Raw genomic sequence first — 19496 nt, forward strand, 5'->3', positions numbered from 1 at the left:
GTCGATTTTTAATGCAATATTTTTTATAATTGCATTAAAAATTTAGCAAATTTAAGGATAAAAATGCTCACGATAACCTCACGTTTGCCAAGCGCAAATTTAAAAATTTCAAAGGCACTGCCTCAGCTCATCCAAGGCTACGTCTACCGCTATCTACCAAGCGCCGAGCACGAGGGATATAGGCATGAGCCCAGCGGCAAAATTTTTAAACGAACGAATTTTGATTTTCGTTTAAAGGGCGCAAATTTGCGAATTAGATTTACCTCTTATGAGCCGGAATTTGAAAAAATAATCGCGCTTGCCGTGCTAAAAGATGGGTTAAATTTAGGCGAACTTTGTCTGTGCGATACGACGGTGGCGGTTAGCGAGCACAGAACTACGCAAAGCGAAACGGTGCTGCAAGGCTGCGTAGCATGCGCGGTAAGCGGGCTTTTGGGGCATAAAATTTATCTGCAACCGCAAGATTCTAGGCATCTTGAGATGATGAAAACAAACGCCTTGCAAAGATTTGAAACGCTTACCGGATGCAGATACGAGGGCAAATTTGAGCTAAATTTACTCTGGCAAAATTTGCAAAACCCATTTAATTTTTATTACGGCAATAGCCGCTCGCCGGTTCAAGCTTGGCAAGCAAAATGGAAAATTTATGCACAGCCCGAGCTCATAAATTTGATCCTTGATGCGGGCGTAGGAAGTGGATGTATGAACTGCGGAGTGGGGTTTGTGGAGATGGTGGAGGAAAAGCAAGTTAAGTAAAATATAAATTTAAAAGCCTATAAGGAAAACAAGTACTGCTTGCTTTTCAAAGAGTATTTTATAAAAACTTACTTAAAAAATCAAGTAAAATCTATGTAAATTATAATAACTTGACATAAAAGATCGCTTGCAGTATAATTATGCCAACTTAATTTAGGGGAATCTCTTGGGCGATATAGTTAAAATTTTCGCCGACATAGGCGAAATATACCAAAAAGACGAAAAGCGTCTCAAAAACGAAGCCTACAAATACGACGCAATCAAAGCGTATCTCTGTGACATAGAAAGCAAGCGAATAGAACCGAATTTAAACATAAGCAAAGACGATCTGATAATATGTAGATTTGGCGTAGGCGCAAATTCCGGTAATCTTTTTCCAAATTCTCAATTTTTATCCAAAGAAGTAAATAAAGACGAAGTTAAATTTATAAAAGGCGTTTTGAGATCGGTTTCAAATTTGCTCTCATTTTTCGAGCCGAGCAATATAGAAAATGACGCTATTTTGTCTATGTTACCAAGTATAAATGAAGAATATTTTGCCGATATTATAGATGAAATCAAAGACCTTGATGAGATAAAAAAGGAAAAAGGCAAAAAAGTCGCTACTTTTTTCTCGCTCTCATACAAGGGCAAACCCGTTTCTGCCTATTTTAAGCAAATTTTTGAAAATCATATCAGCGTAAAAGAGCAAAAATCATCTTACGGATACGATATTTTAACAAATGAAAAAGGCATAGGCGGCGATGCAAATTTAGCGTTTTGCTCGGTAAATGAGATGCCCGCTAATATGCAATTTATCAAATCCAAACTCCTGCCGTTAAACGCCGTTAGCGCAAAAAAGGTAGAAAACGGCTTTAAAGCTATAAAAGATAAGCTATCGCATAATTTTTACGGTATGAAAATGGCGATTTTGCCGATGATTTTAGGTAGGTCGGTAAATTTAGAAGAGATTGTAAAAATACTAGAAGAAACTTCAAAAAGCGATATAAAAAGCATTCAAATATCTGAAAAAGTTATAAAATTTAGCATAGATTATTATCTCGAAGCCGCTGCTAAAAAGCAGGAAAATTTGCCTGTTTTAAATACGATTTTATTTTATACGCAAAGTAACGCCGCTATCGATTTAAAGCTTGCGATAGATGATGTTTTGCCCTCTTTTATCTCTCATATTTCAAATTTAATGGGTAGTTTTGATATAAAAGCCTTCTATGAAAAAAACGGTGGAACCGACGAGACGATTTATTTGCAAAATTTGTTTGAAGACGGGCTAAGCGTGATGAGTTTTTTACTGTCGCGAAATAAATTTGATTTAGAGATTATGATAGAAAGATATAGCGATTTGATTTATTACGGTAGCGTCAATAAAAGTTATGCAAAAAAATTAGAATGGAGCAAATATTTTAACGATTTTTATAAAGAAAGAACGTTTGAAAATATTACGAAATATCAAAATTTTTTTAATGAAATCGATGTCTTAAATAAAAAACTAGTGTTTCAAAAGGAGTGCGATTTGGAAAATTTAACCGATAAAAAGGAACTGATTAAAGAGCTAATCAAAAATAGCGAGTTTTTAAATCAAAACGACGCGCTCATTAGCGCTTATTTGCTCGGTATGCTAAGCGCAGCTCTGATAAACTGGCAGCTCGGCGTTAACGGCGGCGTATCGTTTAGCAACTGGCTTGATAACTACGGCTCGATAAATAAAGAAAGTTTGGAACGAATTTGGACTAAATGCGATGAGATGATTAGAAAGTTAAAAGGCGCTTCCGGCAAACCGAATTCTAATGTTGAAAACATAAAAGAGTGTTTGATTGAAATTTTACCACAAACATTTTTTGCAAAAAGGGCCGGAAAAACGGTCAAAAGCTCATACATTACGCTTGCTTTTGCTATGGGCGGAAGCGATTATCGTAAATTTTTAAAAGATAAAACAAAATAAGCAAGGAGAATAAGATGCAGAAAAAAGAGATACTTTTTTTGTGGGATGGAGAGAATTGGAACCCAAACGGCGATATGCTAAAGGATAACGCTCCAAGATGCGATGATGAGACCGGCATAGCCGAAGTAACGGACGTGCGTATAAAAAGAACTATTAGGGACGAGATTATGAAAAAAGACGAGGCGTCGATTTTTATAAAGGAGTATAGGATAGAAGATGCCGTACTAGACGCTAAAACGGCGATCAGACAAAGTATAAACATAAAACAAAGCAAAAGCGAACTGCAAAAAGAAATTTTGTCTAAATTTATCGATATTCGCGCATTCGGCGGCGTGTTGCCGATTTCGGATAAAGACGAAATGAAACAGGATAAGGAGATAAAAACCGCTGGCGTTCAGTTTACGGGGCCGGTGCAGTTTAGATTGAGCAAATCCCTAAACAAGGTCGAAATAGAGTATGTTAAAGGGACCGGTGCTTTTGCCAGCGATTACGATCCAAATGAGTCAAAAAAACAAAAAGATCAAGCGACCTTTAGAGAGGAAAGATTTTTAAGATACGCTATTTTTGCTACTTACGGCATTATCGATAATTATAATGCGGCAAAAACCGGCTTTAACGAAGCCGATGAAGCTAAAATTTTAAAAGCCTTATGGCACGGCACTAAAAACCTAACGACTCGCTCCAAAATCGGCCAGACTCCGAGGTTTATGCTAATCATCACGTACAAAGACGATACATTTGCGGGCGATCTAAACAATAGCATAAGCCTAAAAAGCGAAAAAGACGATAGGGCGATAAGAAGTATCAACGAATACGCTATCGACTTCACAAATTTAAAAAATAAACTCGCAAGATATGCCGCAAATATAGAAAAAATAGAGTATATGAGCGATTATGATTTTGAAGCGATAAACAAAGAAAATTTTGACAGTAGCTGGAAAAAGATAGAGGCATAAAATGAGCATTATTGCTTTTAGATTGTTCGGCGATTACGCTCATTTCTCGCATCCGGCGACGATTTATTCTAGCCTAACCTATCCGGTGCCGCCAAAGACCGCTATAATGGGCTTTTTGGGTGCCGTTATAGGCGAAGAAGAGTATTTTAAGCTATCAGGCATCAGATACAGCATAAAAATAGATAGGCAAATTTTAAAAAAGAGTTTTGTTTTTAACGGCATAAAATTTGCCCTCTCAAGCAGTATGCATATAGAGGAAGGCTATCAAAACGCAAAGGAGAAAAAGCAGTTTTGCAGAGAACTTATTTGCTCGCCGTCTTATATCGTATTTTTAAATTTAGAAAATTTAGAGCAAAGATATCGGGATAAAATAATTTCAAATTTAAAAGAGCATAAAACCGCCTTTACGCCGTATCTTGGGATAAACTTTTGTATAGCCGATTTTAGCTGGATCGATATAAAAATATGCGAAAAAATATCGCAGGATGAAAGCTTTATAGATACATTTACGCTTATGGATGATTTTATTTTTGACGGTATTAATGAAAATGCGAAATTAACTACGGCAAGAATGCCTTGCGACTGCGAAAATGGACGAATTTTTAAAGATTTTAAAGACTTTGTGATGGAGATAAACAGCAAAGAACCTATAAAATCTAAAAATCATGGAAATATATATCAGATAAACGATGAAAGAGTCTATTTTATTTGACGAGTTTTGGTCTCATCCAAATAAGCTTTTAGAAAATCATATAAAAAATATGATCTCTCCCGGCGATGAAGAGCTAGATAAGCAGGTAAAGCTCTATCACGACATCGCAAAACTGAAGAATAATTTTCAAATTTACATCAGAGATACCTCAAACGATAAGCTGGATAAAAACCACTCGTTTTTATCGGCATATTTTTTCTTACTAAATTCAAAATTTGATGAAATACCGACTCTATTTGGCTTTCTTGCCATCGTTTCGCACCATGGCGACGTATTAAATTTAGATAGATTAGTGCGCGAAGATAACAAATTTTTGGGCGATAATTTTGAAAATTCAAAAGAGCTAAAATACTGGGACGAAGTGGCCGACGCCGCTAAAAATATCGAGATTTATTCGGGATTATCTACTAAAAAAGATGAGTTCTTAAAGAAAGCTATGAGCCTTCAAATGTTTTCTTGCCGATTAACCTATCGCAATTTTACGTATAAAGATTTTATAAATTTCAAAAGCCTATACTCGAATTTAGTTTATAGCGATAAATTTGAGGCTATCTTTAATAAGCCAAGGCAAGGAAATAAGCAAATTCCGCTTTGTGAGCTAGAAAGACATATTTCAAAATTAGCGGAAAAATCAGGCGACGAAAAACCAAATAAGCGAGATACGTTTAGAAAATTTGTTTTAAACAACTTTGACGAAAATTACAAACTTTTTACTTTGACTGCGCCGACTGGCTACGGCAAGACCTTGACCGCTCTAAATTTTGCCTTGAAATTTAACAAATCTCGCATAATTTATGCGCTTCCTTTCACTTCGATAATCGATCAGACCTACGATATAATCGCAAAAATTTATAAAAATAGCGATATTTCGGTTAGTAAGGCTCACCACAAAACGACGATAGATGAAAAAAATCTAACCGAGGAGGATAGGTATTCTAAGATCAAATTTTTGATGGAATCTTTTAGCGGTGAGATAAACGTAACTACGCTTTATCAGCTGATATTTGCGCTATTTGGCAATAAAAACAAAGACAACGTTAAATTTAATCAACTCAAAAATAGCGTCGTTATCATCGACGAGGCCCAAGCGATCCCGTATAATTTTAGAAAAGATTTTATCCTGCTTTGCGAGATCATTTCACAGCGGCTCGGCACTATTTTTATATTTATGTCGGCGACGATGCCAGTTATTAAAAGCGAAAATTTTAAAGAAATTTCAAATTTAGAGTATTTTTCAAAGCAGGATAGATACGTCATAAAATGGCTTGACATAAACGGCGAAGATGGGCTTTTGGAAAAGATTTGCCAGGTCGCAAGCGATAAAAATACCCTCGTCGTCGTAAATACGATCAAAAAAGCGCAGGAGCTGTTTGTAAAACTAAGAGATAAATTTAGCTGCTTTTGCTTAAACGGATATATGTATGATAGGCATAAGCGAGCGATTATAAGAATGGTAAGATATAGGATAAGTAAGAGCAAAAACGATCCGTTCGCGAGTAAAATTTTATTAATTTCCACGCAGTCTATTGAGGCGGGAGTGGATCTTGACTTTGACGTGGGATTTCGCGAAGTCTCGCCCATTAGCTCTATCATACAGACCGCAGGGCGCGTAAATAGGCATTTTGGAAAAATTTGCGGAGAGTTATACGTCTTTCCTGAAATAAGTAAATTTACAAATTTAATTTACGGCGATTTGTATAAAGTAAGCGGAACTATTTTGGAGGATTTTAGGCAAAGAGAGGTGCAAGAGAGCGAAATTTTAGAAATTTCAAATTCATTTTTTCAAAAAGTTAGCGCTCAGCTGGAACAAGATACGGATGAAAGCGACATAGGAAAGAGAATAAAAAAGCTTGAGTTTGAAGACATTAACGAAGTGATCAAAAAGGTTATGGATGATAACTGCAAACAAACGCTAATAATCGAAGCTAAAGAAAATTTCATTAAGGATTTTGAAGCTAAAATTCTTGAAATTAAAAATAGCCAAAATGACGAATTTACGATACGAGATATTTTAAAAAATCATATCAGAAAGTTGTCGAAATTTAGCATAAACGTAACACTAAAAGATAAAGAGAAATTATTGCCGAATTTAAAGCAAATACGCGGGCTAAAAGATATGTTTTATCTACCGTTTGGCTCGTCTTATTTTTATAGCACGGATTACGGGCTTAAAAAAGATACGAATTTGGATATTGAGGACGAGGTATTTGACTAATGTTTTGCAAAGACCAAATCACCGGCACGCTTGTGAATTATTACGTTACCTGTAAGCGCGAGGCGTGGCTTTACGCGCACCATATCCACGCCGATCAGGAGGATGAAAACGTGCTGATGGGCAAGGCGCTGGCGGACACCAAAGAGAGCGATTTGCAGGATTTCGCATTTTCAAATTTAAAATTCGACAAACTTTCCAAGCAGCGCGGACATTATCTCGTCACCGAATACAAAAAAAGCCTAAAAAACGAGATTGCGGGCAAAATACAGCTACTTTTTTATATCTATCTTTTGAAAACGAGCTTAAATTTAAAAGAGGTAAAAGGCAAACTAATCAGCGGTAAAAAGGTAATTTTGGTAGAGGATAGCAGTGAAAATTTCGCTCTAATAGAGCAAATTTTAAGCGAGATAACGGCGCTCGTAAATCTGGAGCGACCGCCGAAATTTACGCAGGGTAAATTTTGCACAAACTGCGCTTATAGCGGATATTGTGCGAGTTAAAATTTAGAAAAATGTTAGAAAAATGTACGTGATTTTATTTTACGACATCGCCGGCGCCGAGCAAAAAGAAAAAAACAACTCAAACCGCATCAGAAAGGCGGTCGAGAAGTTTCTGCCTCGCGTGCAGTTTTCCGTTTTTGAAGGCGAGATTCGCGAGAGCGATTTTAAAAAACTAACTGCGATTTTGCAAAAAGAGTGCATTGCACAGCTCGATTCTATCGTGATTTATACGTTTAATTCGCTGAAATACTCCAAGCGTATCGTAATCGGACAGGATAAAAGCGGCGCGCTGTTTAGTTAAATTTGCTCGCGTAAATTTGCCGAGTTTGGCGGCGTTTAAAATCCCAGCTAAATTTAAGGAAAAAAGATGCAAAAAAGCGACAGGACGCATTTTATTTTGAGCACAGGCAGGCTTCGCAGGCAAGATAACAATATCTATTTTGATAAATTTGATGATGCGGGCGCGGTCGTCGCTAGTAAAATTTTGCCGATAAACGCGATCGATGAAATTTACGTACTGGCAAAAGTGCAGATCGATACCTACACTATGGCGTTTCTGGCGGATAACAACATCCTTTTGCACGTTTTTAGCCCGTATCAGAGCTTTCGAGGTAATTTTTATCCAAATACCTCAAACTCGGTCAATAAAAGCGGCTTCGTGCTGCTAAATCAGGTCCGCGCTTTTGACGACCCGCTTAAGCGCGCCTACATCGCCCGCGAGATTACTCGCGCGCACATCCTAAACGACGCGGCAAACTGCAAAAGACACGGCGTGAAATTTGACGTCTCGCCACATATAGAGGCGCTAAACGCTGCTGCGGACGCGCCTGCGATAATGGCGGTGGAAGGGGCGTTTCAAAAGTTATACTACGAAAAGTGGAACGAGATAATCGCGGATCAAAAAAGCTTTAAATTTACCGTCCGCTCCAAGCGCCCGCCCGCCGATAAAATCAACAGCTTCATAAGCTACGTAAATACGCGCATTTATAACGTCTGCCTCAGCGAAATTTACAAAACCGAGCTTGATCCGCGCATCGGCTTTTTGCACGAGCCAAACTACCGTGCGCTGAGCCTGCACCTCGATCTTGCCGAGATCTTTAAACCGATTTTGGGCGACACGCTGATTTTTAGCATGCTAAATAAAAAGGAGATCACGGCAAAGGACTTTCAAACGGACGCCGGGCGGATAAAATTTAGCAACGATGCCGTGCAAAAAATAGAGCTAAAAATGATCGCGAGGCTTGGCGAAACGATTTCGCTTGGTGGGCAAAATCTCACGTGGCGGCAGGTGATCCGCCGCGAGGCAAATCAGATCAAAAAATGTATCTGCGAAGATGCGCCTTATGAGGGGTTTAGGTGGGGGTAAATTTGGTCTTTTGTCGGTAAGGTCCAGCAAAAGGTCGCGGTTGCATTTTGATGATTTGATTTTAGAGTCCTGACTTCATCAAAATGCGGCACAAAAATCGCTACGCATTTGCGGTTAAATTTGACTTATGCGTCTTTGGCTACGGTGTCGGGTTGGGGGGGGTGCTAGCTTGCTCTTTTCGCGGTGGGATATTTGATTTTTGAGTGGCTTTTTAAATCCAAATCATGTCGATAAAGCTTTTTCTAAGATTTTAGAAATGCTGAAATTTGGGCCATTTTATATCTATGCTATTTTGAATTTTATGCAAATTTAAGGCGTAAAAATATAGACTTTGGTTTTTAGTAGCCCTAAAAATGTATATTTTGGTGCTGTTAAAATTTGCTCCGTTGGAGTTTGAAACCATCCTAGCAACCGAATAAGCGACTAAAGTTCGCTGGTTAAAATTTGCTCCGTTGGAGTTTGAAACATTCAAATTTGAACGAATTTAAACGAGATATTGAAAGTTAAAATTTGCTCCGTTGGAGTTTGAAACAAATCCTCATATTCCCCTTTTTTGTCGGAATAATCAAGTTAAAATTTGCTCCGTTGGAGTTTGAAACCGTCAGCACCGACAAAATAACTCTTTTTCATCTGAGTTAAAATTTGCTCCGTTGGAGTTTGAAACGTTTTCGATGCACCCGTGCTTGAGGAGCTAAAAAATGTTAAAATTTGCTCCGTTGGAGTTTGAAACTAAAGCGTTCTAAGCTCTATTTCTAGCAAATTTGCGTTAAAATTTGCTCCGTTGGAGTTTGAAACCTTCGCGCGCGCTACGCGCCGCGCTCAGTTTCCGCGTTAAAATTTGCTCCGTTGGAGTTTGAAACTCTAATCTAAATTTTGTGTCGTGCGGCGCGTAGCGGTTAAAATTTGCTCCGTTGGAGTTTGAAACAACACAATGGCAAAGACTACGGCACCACTATACACACGTTAAAATTTGCTCCGTTGGAGTTTGAAACACCGTAAAAGCCTGAGCCATCACCATGACCCGGACCGTTAAAATTTGCTCCGTTGGAGTTTGAAACAAGTGCTTTTGATATGTAGATATATCGCTTCTAAGTTAAAATTTGCTCCGTTGGAGTTTGAAACCAAATTTCTGAAAATCAAACGGAGTTAAAGGAAACTAAGTTAAAATTTGCTCCGTTGGAGTTTGAAACCTGCATAAATAGCGAACATGCTACGCTATCAACTTTAAGTTAAAATTTGCTCCGTTGGAGTTTGAAACATTTTACAAAAGAATTGTTAGCAAAGGAACCAAAAGCCGTTAAAATTTGCTCCGTTGGAGTTTGAAACTAAGAAATACGGCCGTCAATATAACGGCAACTATGAGTTAAAATTTGCTCCGTTGGAGTTTGAAACTCATAAATGATAACTTCCTTATGCTCGGGGATATTGTTAAAATTTGCTCCGTTGGAGTTTGAAACCAAGATGTATCAGTCTGACCGGGTCAATAATTTTAAGTTAAAATTTGCTCCGTTGGAGTTTGAAACAACTAGGTCTTAAGCGCGTCGTAAAGGATAACTTCCGCGTTAAAATTTGCTCCGTTGGAGTTTGAAACTTCTTTCCCGCCAAGCTTCAGGCGCTCTGCGCCGGTTAAAATTTGCTCCGTTGGAGTTTGAAACTAAAATCTAAAGATTTGAAACAAGCTAAAAAAGCGTTAAAATTTGCTCCGTTGGAGTTTGAAACCGAAGGTACAAAAACCAAGTTCCAAAAAAATACGGGTTAAAATTTGCTCCGTTGGAGTTTGAAACGGCGTCCTTTGACCGCGCCTATACTAGGCACGAAAGTTAAAATTTGCTCCGTTGGAGTTTGAAACGATTGACAAGGCGGCCTTCTTTGCTTGCTCCGCGCGGTTAAAATTTGCTCCGTTGGAGTTTGAAACTAAATTTCTTGTTGTGCTTGCGTGCGCTCGACTTCGCGTTAAAATTTGCTCCGTTGGAGTTTGAAACCATCCCAAAGATCAGCTACGACTTCATTTCCCGAGTTAAAATTTGCTCCGTTGGAGTTTGAAACATTTTATGAAATCGTGCTTGGATAGCTTAATAAAAGTTAAAATTTGCTCCGTTGGAGTTTGAAACATTCAAATACTCGACAGTGCCAAAAATGTAATGATGTTAAAATTTGCTCCGTTGGAGTTTGAAACTCATATCTACCGCCGGCTACAATTTGCAAGGCGAGATGTTAAAATTTGCTCCGTTGGAGTTTGAAACAACCTTGATAACCTGCAAGGGCTTTGTAGGAGTTGCGTTAAAATTTGCTCCGTTGGAGTTTGAAACATTTTTATTTGCGATCCTAGCTTTAACTTGACCTATGTTAAAATTTGCTCCGTTGGAGTTTGAAACTATACACAGCTTTTTCATATTCTCCCATATATAAAGTTAAAATTTGCTCCGTTGGAGTTTGAAACGATTTTGACGGGGCGTATCTAATGGAGATTTTTCAGTTAAAATTTGCTCCGTTGGAGTTTGAAACAAAAACTCCGATAACGCATAAAATCTATCGACGGTTAAAATTTGCTCCGTTGGAGTTTGAAACGAGAACAAGATGCAAGAGCGCTAGTCGGCTCAAAAAGTTAAAATTTGCTCCGTTGGAGTTTGAAACAATGAAGCTAAAAGTCAAAAAATAAAACAGCTTCAGTTAAAATTTGCTCCGTTGGAGTTTGAAACCCACCGCCAGGGTTATTAGGATCATCAGGTTTAGGGTTAAAATTTGCTCCGTTGGAGTTTGAAACCCGCTTCCAGGATTGCCGACTAAACAAGTTATCATGGTTAAAATTTGCTCCGTTGGAGTTTGAAACAAACTACTACAATCAATGCAAGAACCATCAGTGTGTTAAAATTTGCTCCGTTGGAGTTTGAAACCGACCCCGAAACGGGCGGGATGACCGAACAGATAAGGTTAAAATTTGCTCCGTTGGAGTTTGAAACTTGAGCTCTATCTCAAATCTAAAAACCGCGTATGACGTTAAAATTTACTCCGTTCGAGTTTGAAACTAAAAAACCTGCAAAAACCGCTAAATGACCCCGAGTTAAAATTTACTCCGTTGGAGTTTGAAACCCAAATCTTCGCATATTCTCCGCATATTTTTCTAATAGTTAAAATTTACTCCGTTGGAGTTTGAAATCGAATTCGTCTTGAAATTTGGTCGGGTTTGGCGAGCCGTTAAAATTTACTCCGTTGGAGTTTTTCTGGTAAGTAAAACAGGCATATTTAAAATACTTGGGGTTTTTTAAAGTAAATAAATATAGAGGTTTTTTGGGGATTTTGAATTGATAGGGCCTTTCTAGCCCTCTATTTTTATTTACTATTCTAGCCGTAAATTTTCTTTAAATTTGCAAGATTTGCGCTCAAATTTAAAAGCAGCATATCGGCCGTTACTAGTCTAGCCATCGCGGTAGCTACGACGCTGCCGCGCACTCCGATACACGGATCGTGCCGTCCGCGCAGTTCGCAGAGAGTATCCTCTCCGCGCACGTTTTGCGTCGGCTGAGGTAAAAATATCGACGGAGTCGGCTTAAAATGTGTCTTTATCACGACCTCTTGTCCGCTCGTCATGCCGCCCAGCGTTCCGCCCGCGTGGTTTGAGGCGAATCCGAATTTCTCGTTTGAATTTAATCCGCGGCAAGCCTCGCCGTCCGCCTCGCTTTTGCATTCGTCAAATTTGCCGCCGTTTAAATTTGTCGGCTCGTCCGTACCGTCAAGAGTAGAGTTATCCGCGCCCAAATTTACGCCTATATGCGCCGCGCTCATCGGGTCGTTATTTTGGCTGCCGCGCATCTTGCTTGCATTCACGCCCTCGCCGATTTCTACGGCTTTGACGCCGTTTATGCCCATCATCGCAGCCGCGATTGCCGCGTCAAATTTATAGTATAGCCCCTCGCCAAGCCCCACCGGCGCGCCGCGGATAACCGTGACGACGCTAGCTCCGACGCTGTCGTGCTCCTGCTTGGCTTTTAGGATTTCCCCTTTCATCGCCTCTTCGTTACCCAGCGAAAATATCTCCGAGCGCGCCGCCAGCTCGAAATCCGGTCGCTCGCCGCACGAAATTTCACCTACGCTAGCCACGCCGCTTTGCACGCTGACGCCAAACTCGCCCAGCAAAATTTGAGCTATCGCGCCGCCCGCCACGCGCACGGCCGTCTCTCTAGCCGAGCTGCGTCCGCCGCCTCTGTGGTCGCGGATGCCGTATTTGCGGTAGTAAGCATAGTCGGCGTGCCCAGGACGAAAGAGCTCGCGTAAATTTTCATAATCGCCCGATTTTTGATTTTCGTTTCGGATGATAAAGCCGATCGGAGTGCCCGTGCTTAGCCCATCAAACATGCCGCTTAAAATCTCCACGCGGTCGCCTTCGCTCCTTGCTGTGGCAAATTTCGAGCCGCCCGGCTTTCGTTTGTCAAGCTCGCTTTGGATAAAATTTAGATCAATGCGCACACCCGCAGGAAAGCCGTCTAGCACGCCGCCGATCGCCGCTCCGTGACTCTCGCCAAACGTCGTTAGCGTTAGTTTGCGTCCGAAGGTATTCACTTGCCGTCTCCTAAAATCTCAAGCGCGGTTTTGGCGGCTTTTTGCTCGGCTTCTTTTTTACTCTTGCCCGCGGCTCGCGAGATCTCGCGCTCGTTTAGCATCAGCGCGATCTCAAATTCTTTCTTGTGATCGGGGCCTTTTGAGCCTACCAGTACGTATTTTGGTATCTCGGCGAAGCGCGCTTGAGTTAGCTCTTGCAGCGCGGTTTTGTAGTCTTTTACCATGCGGTCGAAATTTATATCAGGATAGCATCTCTCAAAGGCTTTTAGGCTAGCCGCGCGCACGGCGTCAAAGCCGCTTTCTAGGTAGATCGCGCCCATCAGCGCCTCGAAAGCGTCCGAGAGTATCGAGGCTTTTAGTCGTCCGCCGTTGTGCTCCTCGGCCTGCGAGATGTTGATGAGCCCGCCTAAATTTAGATATTTAGCCAGCTCGGCGAAGCTTTTTTCATTTACGAGCGCGGCTCTTAGCTTGCTCAGATCGCCTTCGCTTAGGCGCGAAAATTTGTGAAAAAGATAATCCCCGATCACCAGATCCATCACCGCATCGCCCAAAAACTCGAGCCTTTCGTTGTTCGCACCGCCTTTTACGCTTTTGTGCGTGAGCGCGGTTTTTAGCAGCTTTTCGTCTTTAAATTTATATCCTAATTTCTCTTCCAAATTTCGCATTATTCGCCTTTTAAGCTATTTTTTATCTTTACGGCTTGCTCGCGCGCCATCTCGTCGCAAAGCTCGTTTTGCGGGTGTCCGGCGTGACCTTTGACCCAGATCGCTTCGACCTCGTGCGGCTCGCTTGCGCCTAGATACTCCTGCCACAGCGGGACGTTTTTTACGTTTTTAAAGTTTTTCTTCACCCAGCCCTCTAGCCACGCATTTACGGCGTTTGCGACGTATGAGCTATCGGTGTAGAGCTTCACGCGACACGGCTGCTTTAGCGCTTTTAGTCCCTCGATCGCAGCGCGTAGTTCCATTTGATTATTCGTCGTGTGCGCCTGCCCGCCGCTTGCCGTTTTTTTGTGCTCGCCGTACTCTAGGATGTACGCCCAGCCGCCCGGTCCTGGGTTATCCAGACACGAGCCGTCGCTAAAAAGGCATACTGTTTTCATCAGGTTTTTCCGTGATGTGAGGCAAAATTTGCACGCTGCCTAGCTCACTACACATCGGACAGCGGTAAAAATGCATAGGAAAGGCGTTTTTGCAGCTCTTGCAAACGTAGTTAAAGCTAAGCGCGGCTTTGTCGTAGTTTGCCGCTTTTAGCTTCTTTAAAACCTCTAGCTCAAAACCCAGCGGCGCGCCGTCCTCGTCGCTCATGCCTTTGATGAAAAATAGGCTCTTATACTCGGGGTCGGTTAAATTTACGGGCGTGTTTTGATAATAAACTAAATCCAAAACGTCCTGTAGCGGCGGGAAATCGCTAAAATCCTTAAGCCCCGAACCGTTTAAATTTAACCTCTCCATCGCCATTCGGCGCACGAGCGCAAATTCATCCTTTAGGGCTAAAATTTCGCCGATCTTAGCGGCTTCGTCCCTGCTTTTATCCGCTAAAATTTGCAGCGCCTTTATGTAGGCCGTCTGCGCTCTCACGTCGCTGCCAAGCTCCTGCAACGCGTCCAAGGCCTGCAGCGCGCCCTCGTAGTCTTTTAGTTTTTCGAAAATTATCGTTAGAGATTTTAGCGCGATTTGATTTCGCGGAGAGATTTTTAGCGCCTCCAAAAACACGCTCTTTGCGCGCTCGAGAAAGCCCGCCTTAAAATAAGTCTGACCCAGATCGGTAAAAATTTGCTCCTTTGCCGCTCGGTTTTTAGCTCGCTCCAAAGCCACGGCATAGACGCTAATAGCCTTTTCAAAATACCCGCTTTTTGAAAACGTCCCCGCCAAAAAGCACATCGTAGCCGTATCTGCGCCAGAGTTTATCAAAAGCTGCTTGTTTTCGTCGCTCAGGCCTTGAGATTTGCCGAATTTTTTCAAAAATCCCGCGATCTCCGCCTTTTCGTCCTTGCTCTTAAAAACGCCCCACGCGTAGCTAAAAACGGCGATCACGAGCACCGCGGCGACTAGCACCACGAGACCGAAAATCGGGTCTCTAAATTCGATAAAAAATATATCCAAAATGCCGCTTTCTAAAGTCAAATTTAACGCCGATTATAGCAAAACGATTGTATAATCTCGCTTATGATCGATCCAAAATCAATAGAAAGACTAAAAGCGCAAACCGATATCGTCGATATAGTTGGGCACTATCTGCCGCTGAAAAAAAGCGGAGCGAACTTCGTGTGCGTCTGCCCGTTTCACGACGATAAAAACCCGAGCATGAGCGTGAGTCCGTCGCGCGGGATATTTCACTGCTTTTCGTGCAAAGCCGGCGGCGACGCGATCAAATTCGTGATGGACTACGAAAAGCTAAGCTACCCCGAAGCCGTCGAAAAGATCGCGGGGTTGCAAAATTTCACGTTAAACTATGTGCGCGGCGGCGAACCGACGAAAGAAAACAAGCACATCCTAGAAAACGCAAACGCCTTTTACCGCTCGCTGCTTTACAAAACTCCTGCGGCCGTCGAGTATTTGTACTCGCGCGGTATCACGGACGAGCTAATAGATAAATTTGAACTAGGTTTCGCGCCTGAGAGCGCGCAGACGATAAGGCTACTGCAAAACGATCAAATCGAGCCCAAAGAAGCCCTAGAAGTCGGTATCGTAAAGCAAAACGAAAACGGCATCTACGCTAGCTTCATAAACCGTATCACCTTTCCTATCTACACGCACGCGGGACGGCTCGTGGGCTTTGGCGGACGTACGATCAGCGGCAACCCCGCAAAATACGTAAATTCGCCCCAGTCCGCAGTTTTTGACAAATCCACGCTTTTTTATGGCTACCACCTGGCAAAGCGCGAAATTTTCACCAAAAATCAGATCATCATCACCGAAGGCTACATGGATGTCATCATGCTGCACAAGGCGGGTTTTAACAACGTCGTAGCGGTGCTGGGAACCGCGCTCACGACCAAGCACCTGCCGCTTTTAAAGCGCGGCGAGATTAGCGTTATTTTGTGCTTTGACGGCGACGACGCGGGCATAAACGCCGCGACAAAGTCCGCCCTGCTGCTCGCGCAAAACGAAATCGACGGCAGCGTCGTCATCATAGAAGGCGGCGCAGATCCGGCCGATATGGTGGTAGCGGGCAAGATAGAGTATCTGCGGCAAATTTTTGAAAGCGGCACGGAGATCGGCGAATTTTACATCAGACATTTAGCCAGCGGCTTTGACCTCTCGCGCCCCGTGCAAAAGCAAAAAGCGCTAGAGGCGATCCAGGCCTTTACGGCGAGCCTAAAACCCGTCGTTGCAAACTCCTACGCCCCGCTCGTGGCTAAAATTTTAAATATAGCCGAGGGGTCGTTTTGGCTAACTAGAGGTGCAAATACGCAAGCCGTCCAGGAGCGTATGCAAGCCTACGAAATGCAAAATTTCGGCAAAAATCAGCGCGGGCGTAAAGACCCGCTCAAAATTCAAATTTTGAAAACTATGGTAGAAAATCCAAAATTAAAAAAAATTATTTTAGAAAATTTAAAACCAGAGTATTTTTCATCCTACAGAGATATTTTTGAAGCTATTGCAAACGGCGCGACGCAAGACGAAGCTGTGGTTCGAGAAATAATATTTGAAAGCTACGATACCTTTAAAACCGAAGATGAAATTCTAAAAACCGCAAAAATTTTAAAAATAGAATTTTATAAAACAATGCAAGCAGACTACCTTGCTGCCAAAATACCATATAATAAAAAAGAGGAAATATTGATAAAAATTGGAAAAATTTTACAAGGGTTAGAAAAATGAAAGCATTAGTTTTATTTAGCGGCGGGCTGGACAGCATGATCGCCATCAAGCTGCTGACAAACCAAGGCATCGACGTTACGGCGGTGCACATCGATATCGGCTTTAGCGGCGACGAGGGAAAGATGGAAATTTTACGCCGCCGCGCAAACGAAGCCGGAGCTGATTTTAAGATAGTCGATATTAGAAACGAATACCTACGCGATGTGCTTTTCACGCCAAAATACGGCTACGGCAAGCACTTTAACCCCTGCATCGACTGCCACGGATATATGTTTAAAACGGCGCTTGCGATGATGCGCTCGGAGGGCGCGGACTTTATAGCGACGGGCGAGGTGGTCGGTCAGCGTACGATGAGTCAGAGGCGCGACGCGATGTTGCGGGTCAAAAACGCCGCGGGCGACGAGGAGGATCTCATCTTGCGCCCGATGTCTGCACGGCTGATGAAGCCAACAAAACCCGAGAGAGAGGGCTGGGTCGATCGCAGTAAACTGCTCGCTATCGGCGGACGCGACCGCAAAAGACAGCTCGCGCTCGCGAAAGAGTTTGGCTTTAGCGAGTACGAGACGCCGGGCGGCGGGTGCTTGCTCACGATCGAGAGCTTTGCGAATAAAATCAGAGATTTCATCAAATTTGACCCAAATATGACGAGTGCGGATATGCAGCTACTGCGCCTCGGACGCCATCTACGCCTAACAAACGGCACCAAAATGGTCATCGGCCGCGACGAAAACGATAACGCCAAACTGCTAGCCCTAAATAATCCAAAATTTACGCAGATCAAATTTGACGGCGATATCGTAGGTGCGGTGAGCTTCGTGGATGCTGAATTTAACGAGGCCGACCTCGAGTTTGCCGTGCGGCTGGCGCTTGCCTACACCAGAGCCGATAAAGATACGGCGGTGCGAGCTAGGATCGGCGAGCGCGATATTTGCGTGAAGCCTTTTGAGGGCAAAGAGCCTGCGCAGGAGTTTTTCGTTAGTTAAAATTGAGAGCTTTAAATTTGCCTGATTTTCGGAAAAAGGCAAATTTAAACGGCTCGAAGCGCTCAAGCTTTTGCCGTCTTTCATTAAATTTACCGCAAATTTTAGAGTCTGCACACGGATAAATTTCAAATTTACAGTACAAACCCCTTGTTTTAACTCGGCAAATTTAATTCACCTTGCGACGCATCAAAATCAAAGTGATTTTGTCTTTTATTTTATTTTGATATATTTTAAGTATAATTCTCATTTTAATATAATAATGAGAGTTTTTGCGATGGATTATCAAGGATTATTTTTATTGGCGCAGTTTTTAAACGAGAGAAAAAAGGCGAACCGTAAGGAGATAGCGGAGTTTTTATCGCACAAAACGGGTGCGAGTCAAAGCAAAACGGACGCGCTTTTAAGCGTCATAGCAAATAGCCCTAAAATTCAAGCTTTACCGCAAGAAAAGAGGATCGTTTTAAAGACTTCGCGCGGGATCTACGAGATAAGCAAAACCGGCGAAAAACTCCTAAAAGGCAAAAACGCTAGACAAAATTTTGAAGATTGGGTCGGCGGCGTTTACGGCGAAACCAAGACGCAAAATTTACCCGCGCCCAAAACGAAAAAATACCTAAAAACCGTCACCGCTCTCGTCGTGCATGAGATAAAAGACAAAATGATCGGCGAAGCAATCAAAAAGCCCATAGAAGCGATAAAATCGCTCGCGCTAAAGCTCATGAAAAAGCATAAATATCTAGGCAAATTTTATACTTTTAGACACGTTTTTTTGGCGCTTTTGGCCGCTAAAATCGCGTTTGACGTCGTAAAATTCTTTAAAAATCGCAAGCTAGAAAAACTGCTTGCGAGTAGCTGATTTACTCAAATTTGATTAAAAAGTTTAAATAGAACGCATGATAGATGATTGTAAATTGCGATTTCTTGCGGATTAGGATAAACTGCTTATCGCCTAAAAACTCATTTTATATCAAAAAATCATTCGTCAGACAGTCCGCGTTCAAAGCTTTTTGCGCGAAAGCTGCGCCTTTGCAGCGGCGAGTCGCCCAGTTTTGCTATTGCGTCCAGATGCGCCTTCGTACCGTAGCCTTTGTGCGCGGCGTATCCGTAGCTCGTATGCACGCCGTCCCACGCCGTCATCAGCGCGTCGCGGCTTACTTTGGCTAGGATGCTGGCCGCGCTTACCTGCGCGACTTTGCCGTCGGCTCCGACCATGGTTTTTACGCCGGTGCCGTAGTTTGCATTGCCGTCGTAGAGCAACTCGTAGTCCGCAAAATGCGACTTAAACAGCCGCAGCGCGCGCCTAAGACACTCGCTAAGCCCTAGCTCGTCGATCTGCTCGTTTGAAAAATACGCGATGAGAAATTCCGAGCTTCCCGCGATCTCTTTAAACAGCTCCTCGCGCCGCTTTGCGGTTAGTTTTTTTGAGTCGTTTAGCCCCGCTATCTCGCGCTTTAGCACGCATGCGGCTACCGCCAAAGGCCCAGCCAGCGCGCCGCGCCCCGCTTCGTCGATACCGCAGATTTGGGCGTTAGATTTGTTTTTCATCGGTGTGCTTTCTTATTAAATTTTATTTTTTCAAGTACAAAATTTATTGGCATAGCGAGATTTTTGTGCTTGATAGTTCTATCCTACCGAGTATAAAATTTGCAAATTTTAAGTCGTCAAATTCTGCCTCGGTTTGATTT

General features: G+C 42.4%; 16 protein-coding genes and 1 CRISPR repeat array. Of the genes, 11 read left to right on the plus strand and 5 right to left on the minus strand.

The window, feature by feature from the left end; genetic code table 11:
* Window positions 1–63 precede the first annotated feature (63 nt).
* From H7R39_RS05480 to cas1, 8 genes are all read left to right on the plus strand, one after another.
* Complete coding sequence (locus tag H7R39_RS05480) at window positions 64–756, plus strand: CRISPR-associated endoribonuclease Cas6 (RefSeq protein WP_185898300.1); 693 nt, start codon at window positions 64–66, stop codon at window positions 754–756.
* Window positions 757–922: 166 nt separating this feature from the next.
* Window positions 923–2695, plus strand: a complete 1773-nt coding sequence (locus H7R39_RS05485) for a TM1802 family CRISPR-associated protein (RefSeq protein ID WP_185898301.1) — start codon at window positions 923–925, stop codon at window positions 2693–2695.
* Window positions 2696–2709: 14 nt separating this feature from the next.
* Window positions 2710–3651, plus strand: a complete 942-nt coding sequence (gene cas7b, locus H7R39_RS05490) for a type I-B CRISPR-associated protein Cas7/Csh2 (protein WP_185898302.1) — start codon at window positions 2710–2712, stop codon at window positions 3649–3651.
* A 1-nt stretch (window position 3652) separates the two neighbouring features.
* Window positions 3653–4363 (plus strand): CRISPR-associated protein Cas5, encoded by a 711-nt coding sequence (gene cas5 / locus H7R39_RS05495; protein WP_185898303.1) that lies wholly within the window; start codon window positions 3653–3655, stop codon window positions 4361–4363.
* Window positions 4341–6578 carry a CRISPR-associated helicase Cas3' gene (gene cas3, locus H7R39_RS05500; protein ID WP_185898304.1) on the plus strand — a complete coding sequence of 746 codons (2238 nt, stop codon included), beginning with the start codon at window positions 4341–4343 and terminating at the stop codon, window positions 6576–6578. The genes cas5 and cas3 overlap by 23 nt, the downstream gene beginning before the upstream one ends.
* Window positions 6578–7078, plus strand: a complete 501-nt coding sequence (locus H7R39_RS05505) for a CRISPR-associated protein Cas4 (protein WP_185898305.1) — start codon at window positions 6578–6580, stop codon at window positions 7076–7078. The genes cas3 and H7R39_RS05505 overlap by 1 nt, the downstream gene beginning before the upstream one ends.
* Window positions 7079–7100: 22 nt before the next feature.
* Complete coding sequence (cas2, locus tag H7R39_RS05510) at window positions 7101–7379, plus strand: CRISPR-associated endonuclease Cas2 (protein WP_185898306.1); 279 nt, start codon at window positions 7101–7103, stop codon at window positions 7377–7379.
* A 66-nt stretch (window positions 7380–7445) separates the two neighbouring features.
* Window positions 7446–8444 carry a CRISPR-associated endonuclease Cas1 gene (gene cas1, locus H7R39_RS05515; protein WP_185898307.1) on the plus strand — a complete coding sequence of 333 codons (999 nt, stop codon included), beginning with the start codon at window positions 7446–7448 and terminating at the stop codon, window positions 8442–8444.
* Window positions 8445–8814: 370 nt separating this feature from the next.
* Window positions 8815–11668: a CRISPR direct-repeat array (repeat unit 30 nt; unit sequence GTTAAAATTTGCTCCGTTGGAGTTTGAAAC).
* Window positions 11669–11786: 118 nt separating this feature from the next.
* On the opposite strand, the gene aroC is transcribed toward cas1, so the two are convergent.
* From aroC to H7R39_RS05535, 4 genes are read right to left on the minus strand one after another with little or no spacing between them, the layout of a single operon-like run.
* Window positions 11787–13001: a chorismate synthase gene (gene aroC, locus H7R39_RS05520; protein WP_185898308.1), complete on the minus strand. Its 1215-nt coding sequence runs from the start codon at window positions 12999–13001 to the stop codon at window positions 11787–11789.
* Window positions 12998–13666, minus strand: coding sequence for a ribonuclease III (rnc, locus tag H7R39_RS05525; protein ID WP_185898309.1), 669 nt, complete (start codon window positions 13664–13666; stop codon window positions 12998–13000). The genes aroC and rnc overlap by 4 nt, the downstream gene beginning before the upstream one ends.
* On the minus strand, window positions 13666–14103 hold the full coding sequence (rnhA, locus tag H7R39_RS05530) for a ribonuclease HI (RefSeq protein WP_185898310.1): 438 nt from the start codon (window positions 14101–14103) through the stop codon (window positions 13666–13668). The genes rnc and rnhA overlap by 1 nt, the downstream gene beginning before the upstream one ends.
* The gene (locus H7R39_RS05535; protein ID WP_228724729.1) at window positions 14081–15106 is read right to left on the minus strand and encodes a hypothetical protein; all 1026 of its coding nucleotides are present in this window, start codon (window positions 15104–15106) and stop codon (window positions 14081–14083) included. The genes rnhA and H7R39_RS05535 overlap by 23 nt, the downstream gene beginning before the upstream one ends.
* Window positions 15107–15169: 63 nt before the next feature.
* On the opposite strand from H7R39_RS05535, the gene dnaG reads away from it, so the two are divergent.
* The 3 genes from dnaG to H7R39_RS05550 all read left to right on the plus strand — a co-directional run bounded on the left by dnaG (window position 15170) and on the right by H7R39_RS05550 (window position 18667).
* On the plus strand, window positions 15170–16828 hold the full coding sequence (gene dnaG, locus H7R39_RS05540; protein WP_185898312.1) for a DNA primase: 1659 nt from the start codon (window positions 15170–15172) through the stop codon (window positions 16826–16828).
* Window positions 16825–17811 carry an argininosuccinate synthase domain-containing protein gene (locus H7R39_RS05545; RefSeq protein ID WP_185898313.1) on the plus strand — a complete coding sequence of 329 codons (987 nt, stop codon included), beginning with the start codon at window positions 16825–16827 and terminating at the stop codon, window positions 17809–17811. The genes dnaG and H7R39_RS05545 overlap by 4 nt, the downstream gene beginning before the upstream one ends.
* A 298-nt stretch (window positions 17812–18109) precedes the next feature.
* On the plus strand, window positions 18110–18667 hold the full coding sequence (locus H7R39_RS05550) for a restriction endonuclease (RefSeq protein ID WP_228724730.1): 558 nt from the start codon (window positions 18110–18112) through the stop codon (window positions 18665–18667).
* 119 nt (window positions 18668–18786) lie between these two features.
* Here H7R39_RS05550 and H7R39_RS05555 read toward each other — a convergent pair whose 3' ends face one another.
* The gene (locus tag H7R39_RS05555) at window positions 18787–19356 is read right to left on the minus strand and encodes a ribonuclease HII (protein ID WP_185898314.1); all 570 of its coding nucleotides are present in this window, start codon (window positions 19354–19356) and stop codon (window positions 18787–18789) included.
* Window positions 19357–19496: the final 140 nt, after the last annotated feature.

The sequence above is a fragment of the Campylobacter massiliensis genome (assembly GCF_014253065.1).
In the GTDB taxonomy this organism is placed as follows: domain Bacteria; phylum Campylobacterota; class Campylobacteria; order Campylobacterales; family Campylobacteraceae; genus Campylobacter_A; species Campylobacter_A massiliensis.

Coding starts and splice junctions, on each gene's coding strand:
- dnaG (WP_185898312.1), top strand. CDS start 15,170: ATGATCGATCCAAAATCAATAGAAAGACTAAAAGCGCAAACCGATATC.
- cas5 (WP_185898303.1), top strand. CDS start 3,653: ATGAGCATTATTGCTTTTAGATTGTTCGGCGATTACGCTCATTTCTCG.
- H7R39_RS05505 (WP_185898305.1), top strand. CDS start 6,578: ATGTTTTGCAAAGACCAAATCACCGGCACGCTTGTGAATTATTACGTT.
- cas3 (WP_185898304.1), top strand. CDS start 4,341: ATGAAAGAGTCTATTTTATTTGACGAGTTTTGGTCTCATCCAAATAAG.
- rnc (WP_185898309.1), bottom strand. CDS start 13,666: ATGCGAAATTTGGAAGAGAAATTAGGATATAAATTTAAAGACGAAAAG.
- rnhA (WP_185898310.1), bottom strand. CDS start 14,103: ATGAAAACAGTATGCCTTTTTAGCGACGGCTCGTGTCTGGATAACCCA.
- cas2 (WP_185898306.1), top strand. CDS start 7,101: ATGTACGTGATTTTATTTTACGACATCGCCGGCGCCGAGCAAAAAGAA.
- H7R39_RS05545 (WP_185898313.1), top strand. CDS start 16,825: ATGAAAGCATTAGTTTTATTTAGCGGCGGGCTGGACAGCATGATCGCC.
- H7R39_RS05480 (WP_185898300.1), top strand. CDS start 64: ATGCTCACGATAACCTCACGTTTGCCAAGCGCAAATTTAAAAATTTCA.
- cas7b (WP_185898302.1), top strand. CDS start 2,710: ATGCAGAAAAAAGAGATACTTTTTTTGTGGGATGGAGAGAATTGGAAC.
- cas1 (WP_185898307.1), top strand. CDS start 7,446: ATGCAAAAAAGCGACAGGACGCATTTTATTTTGAGCACAGGCAGGCTT.
- H7R39_RS05555 (WP_185898314.1), bottom strand. CDS start 19,356: ATGAAAAACAAATCTAACGCCCAAATCTGCGGTATCGACGAAGCGGGG.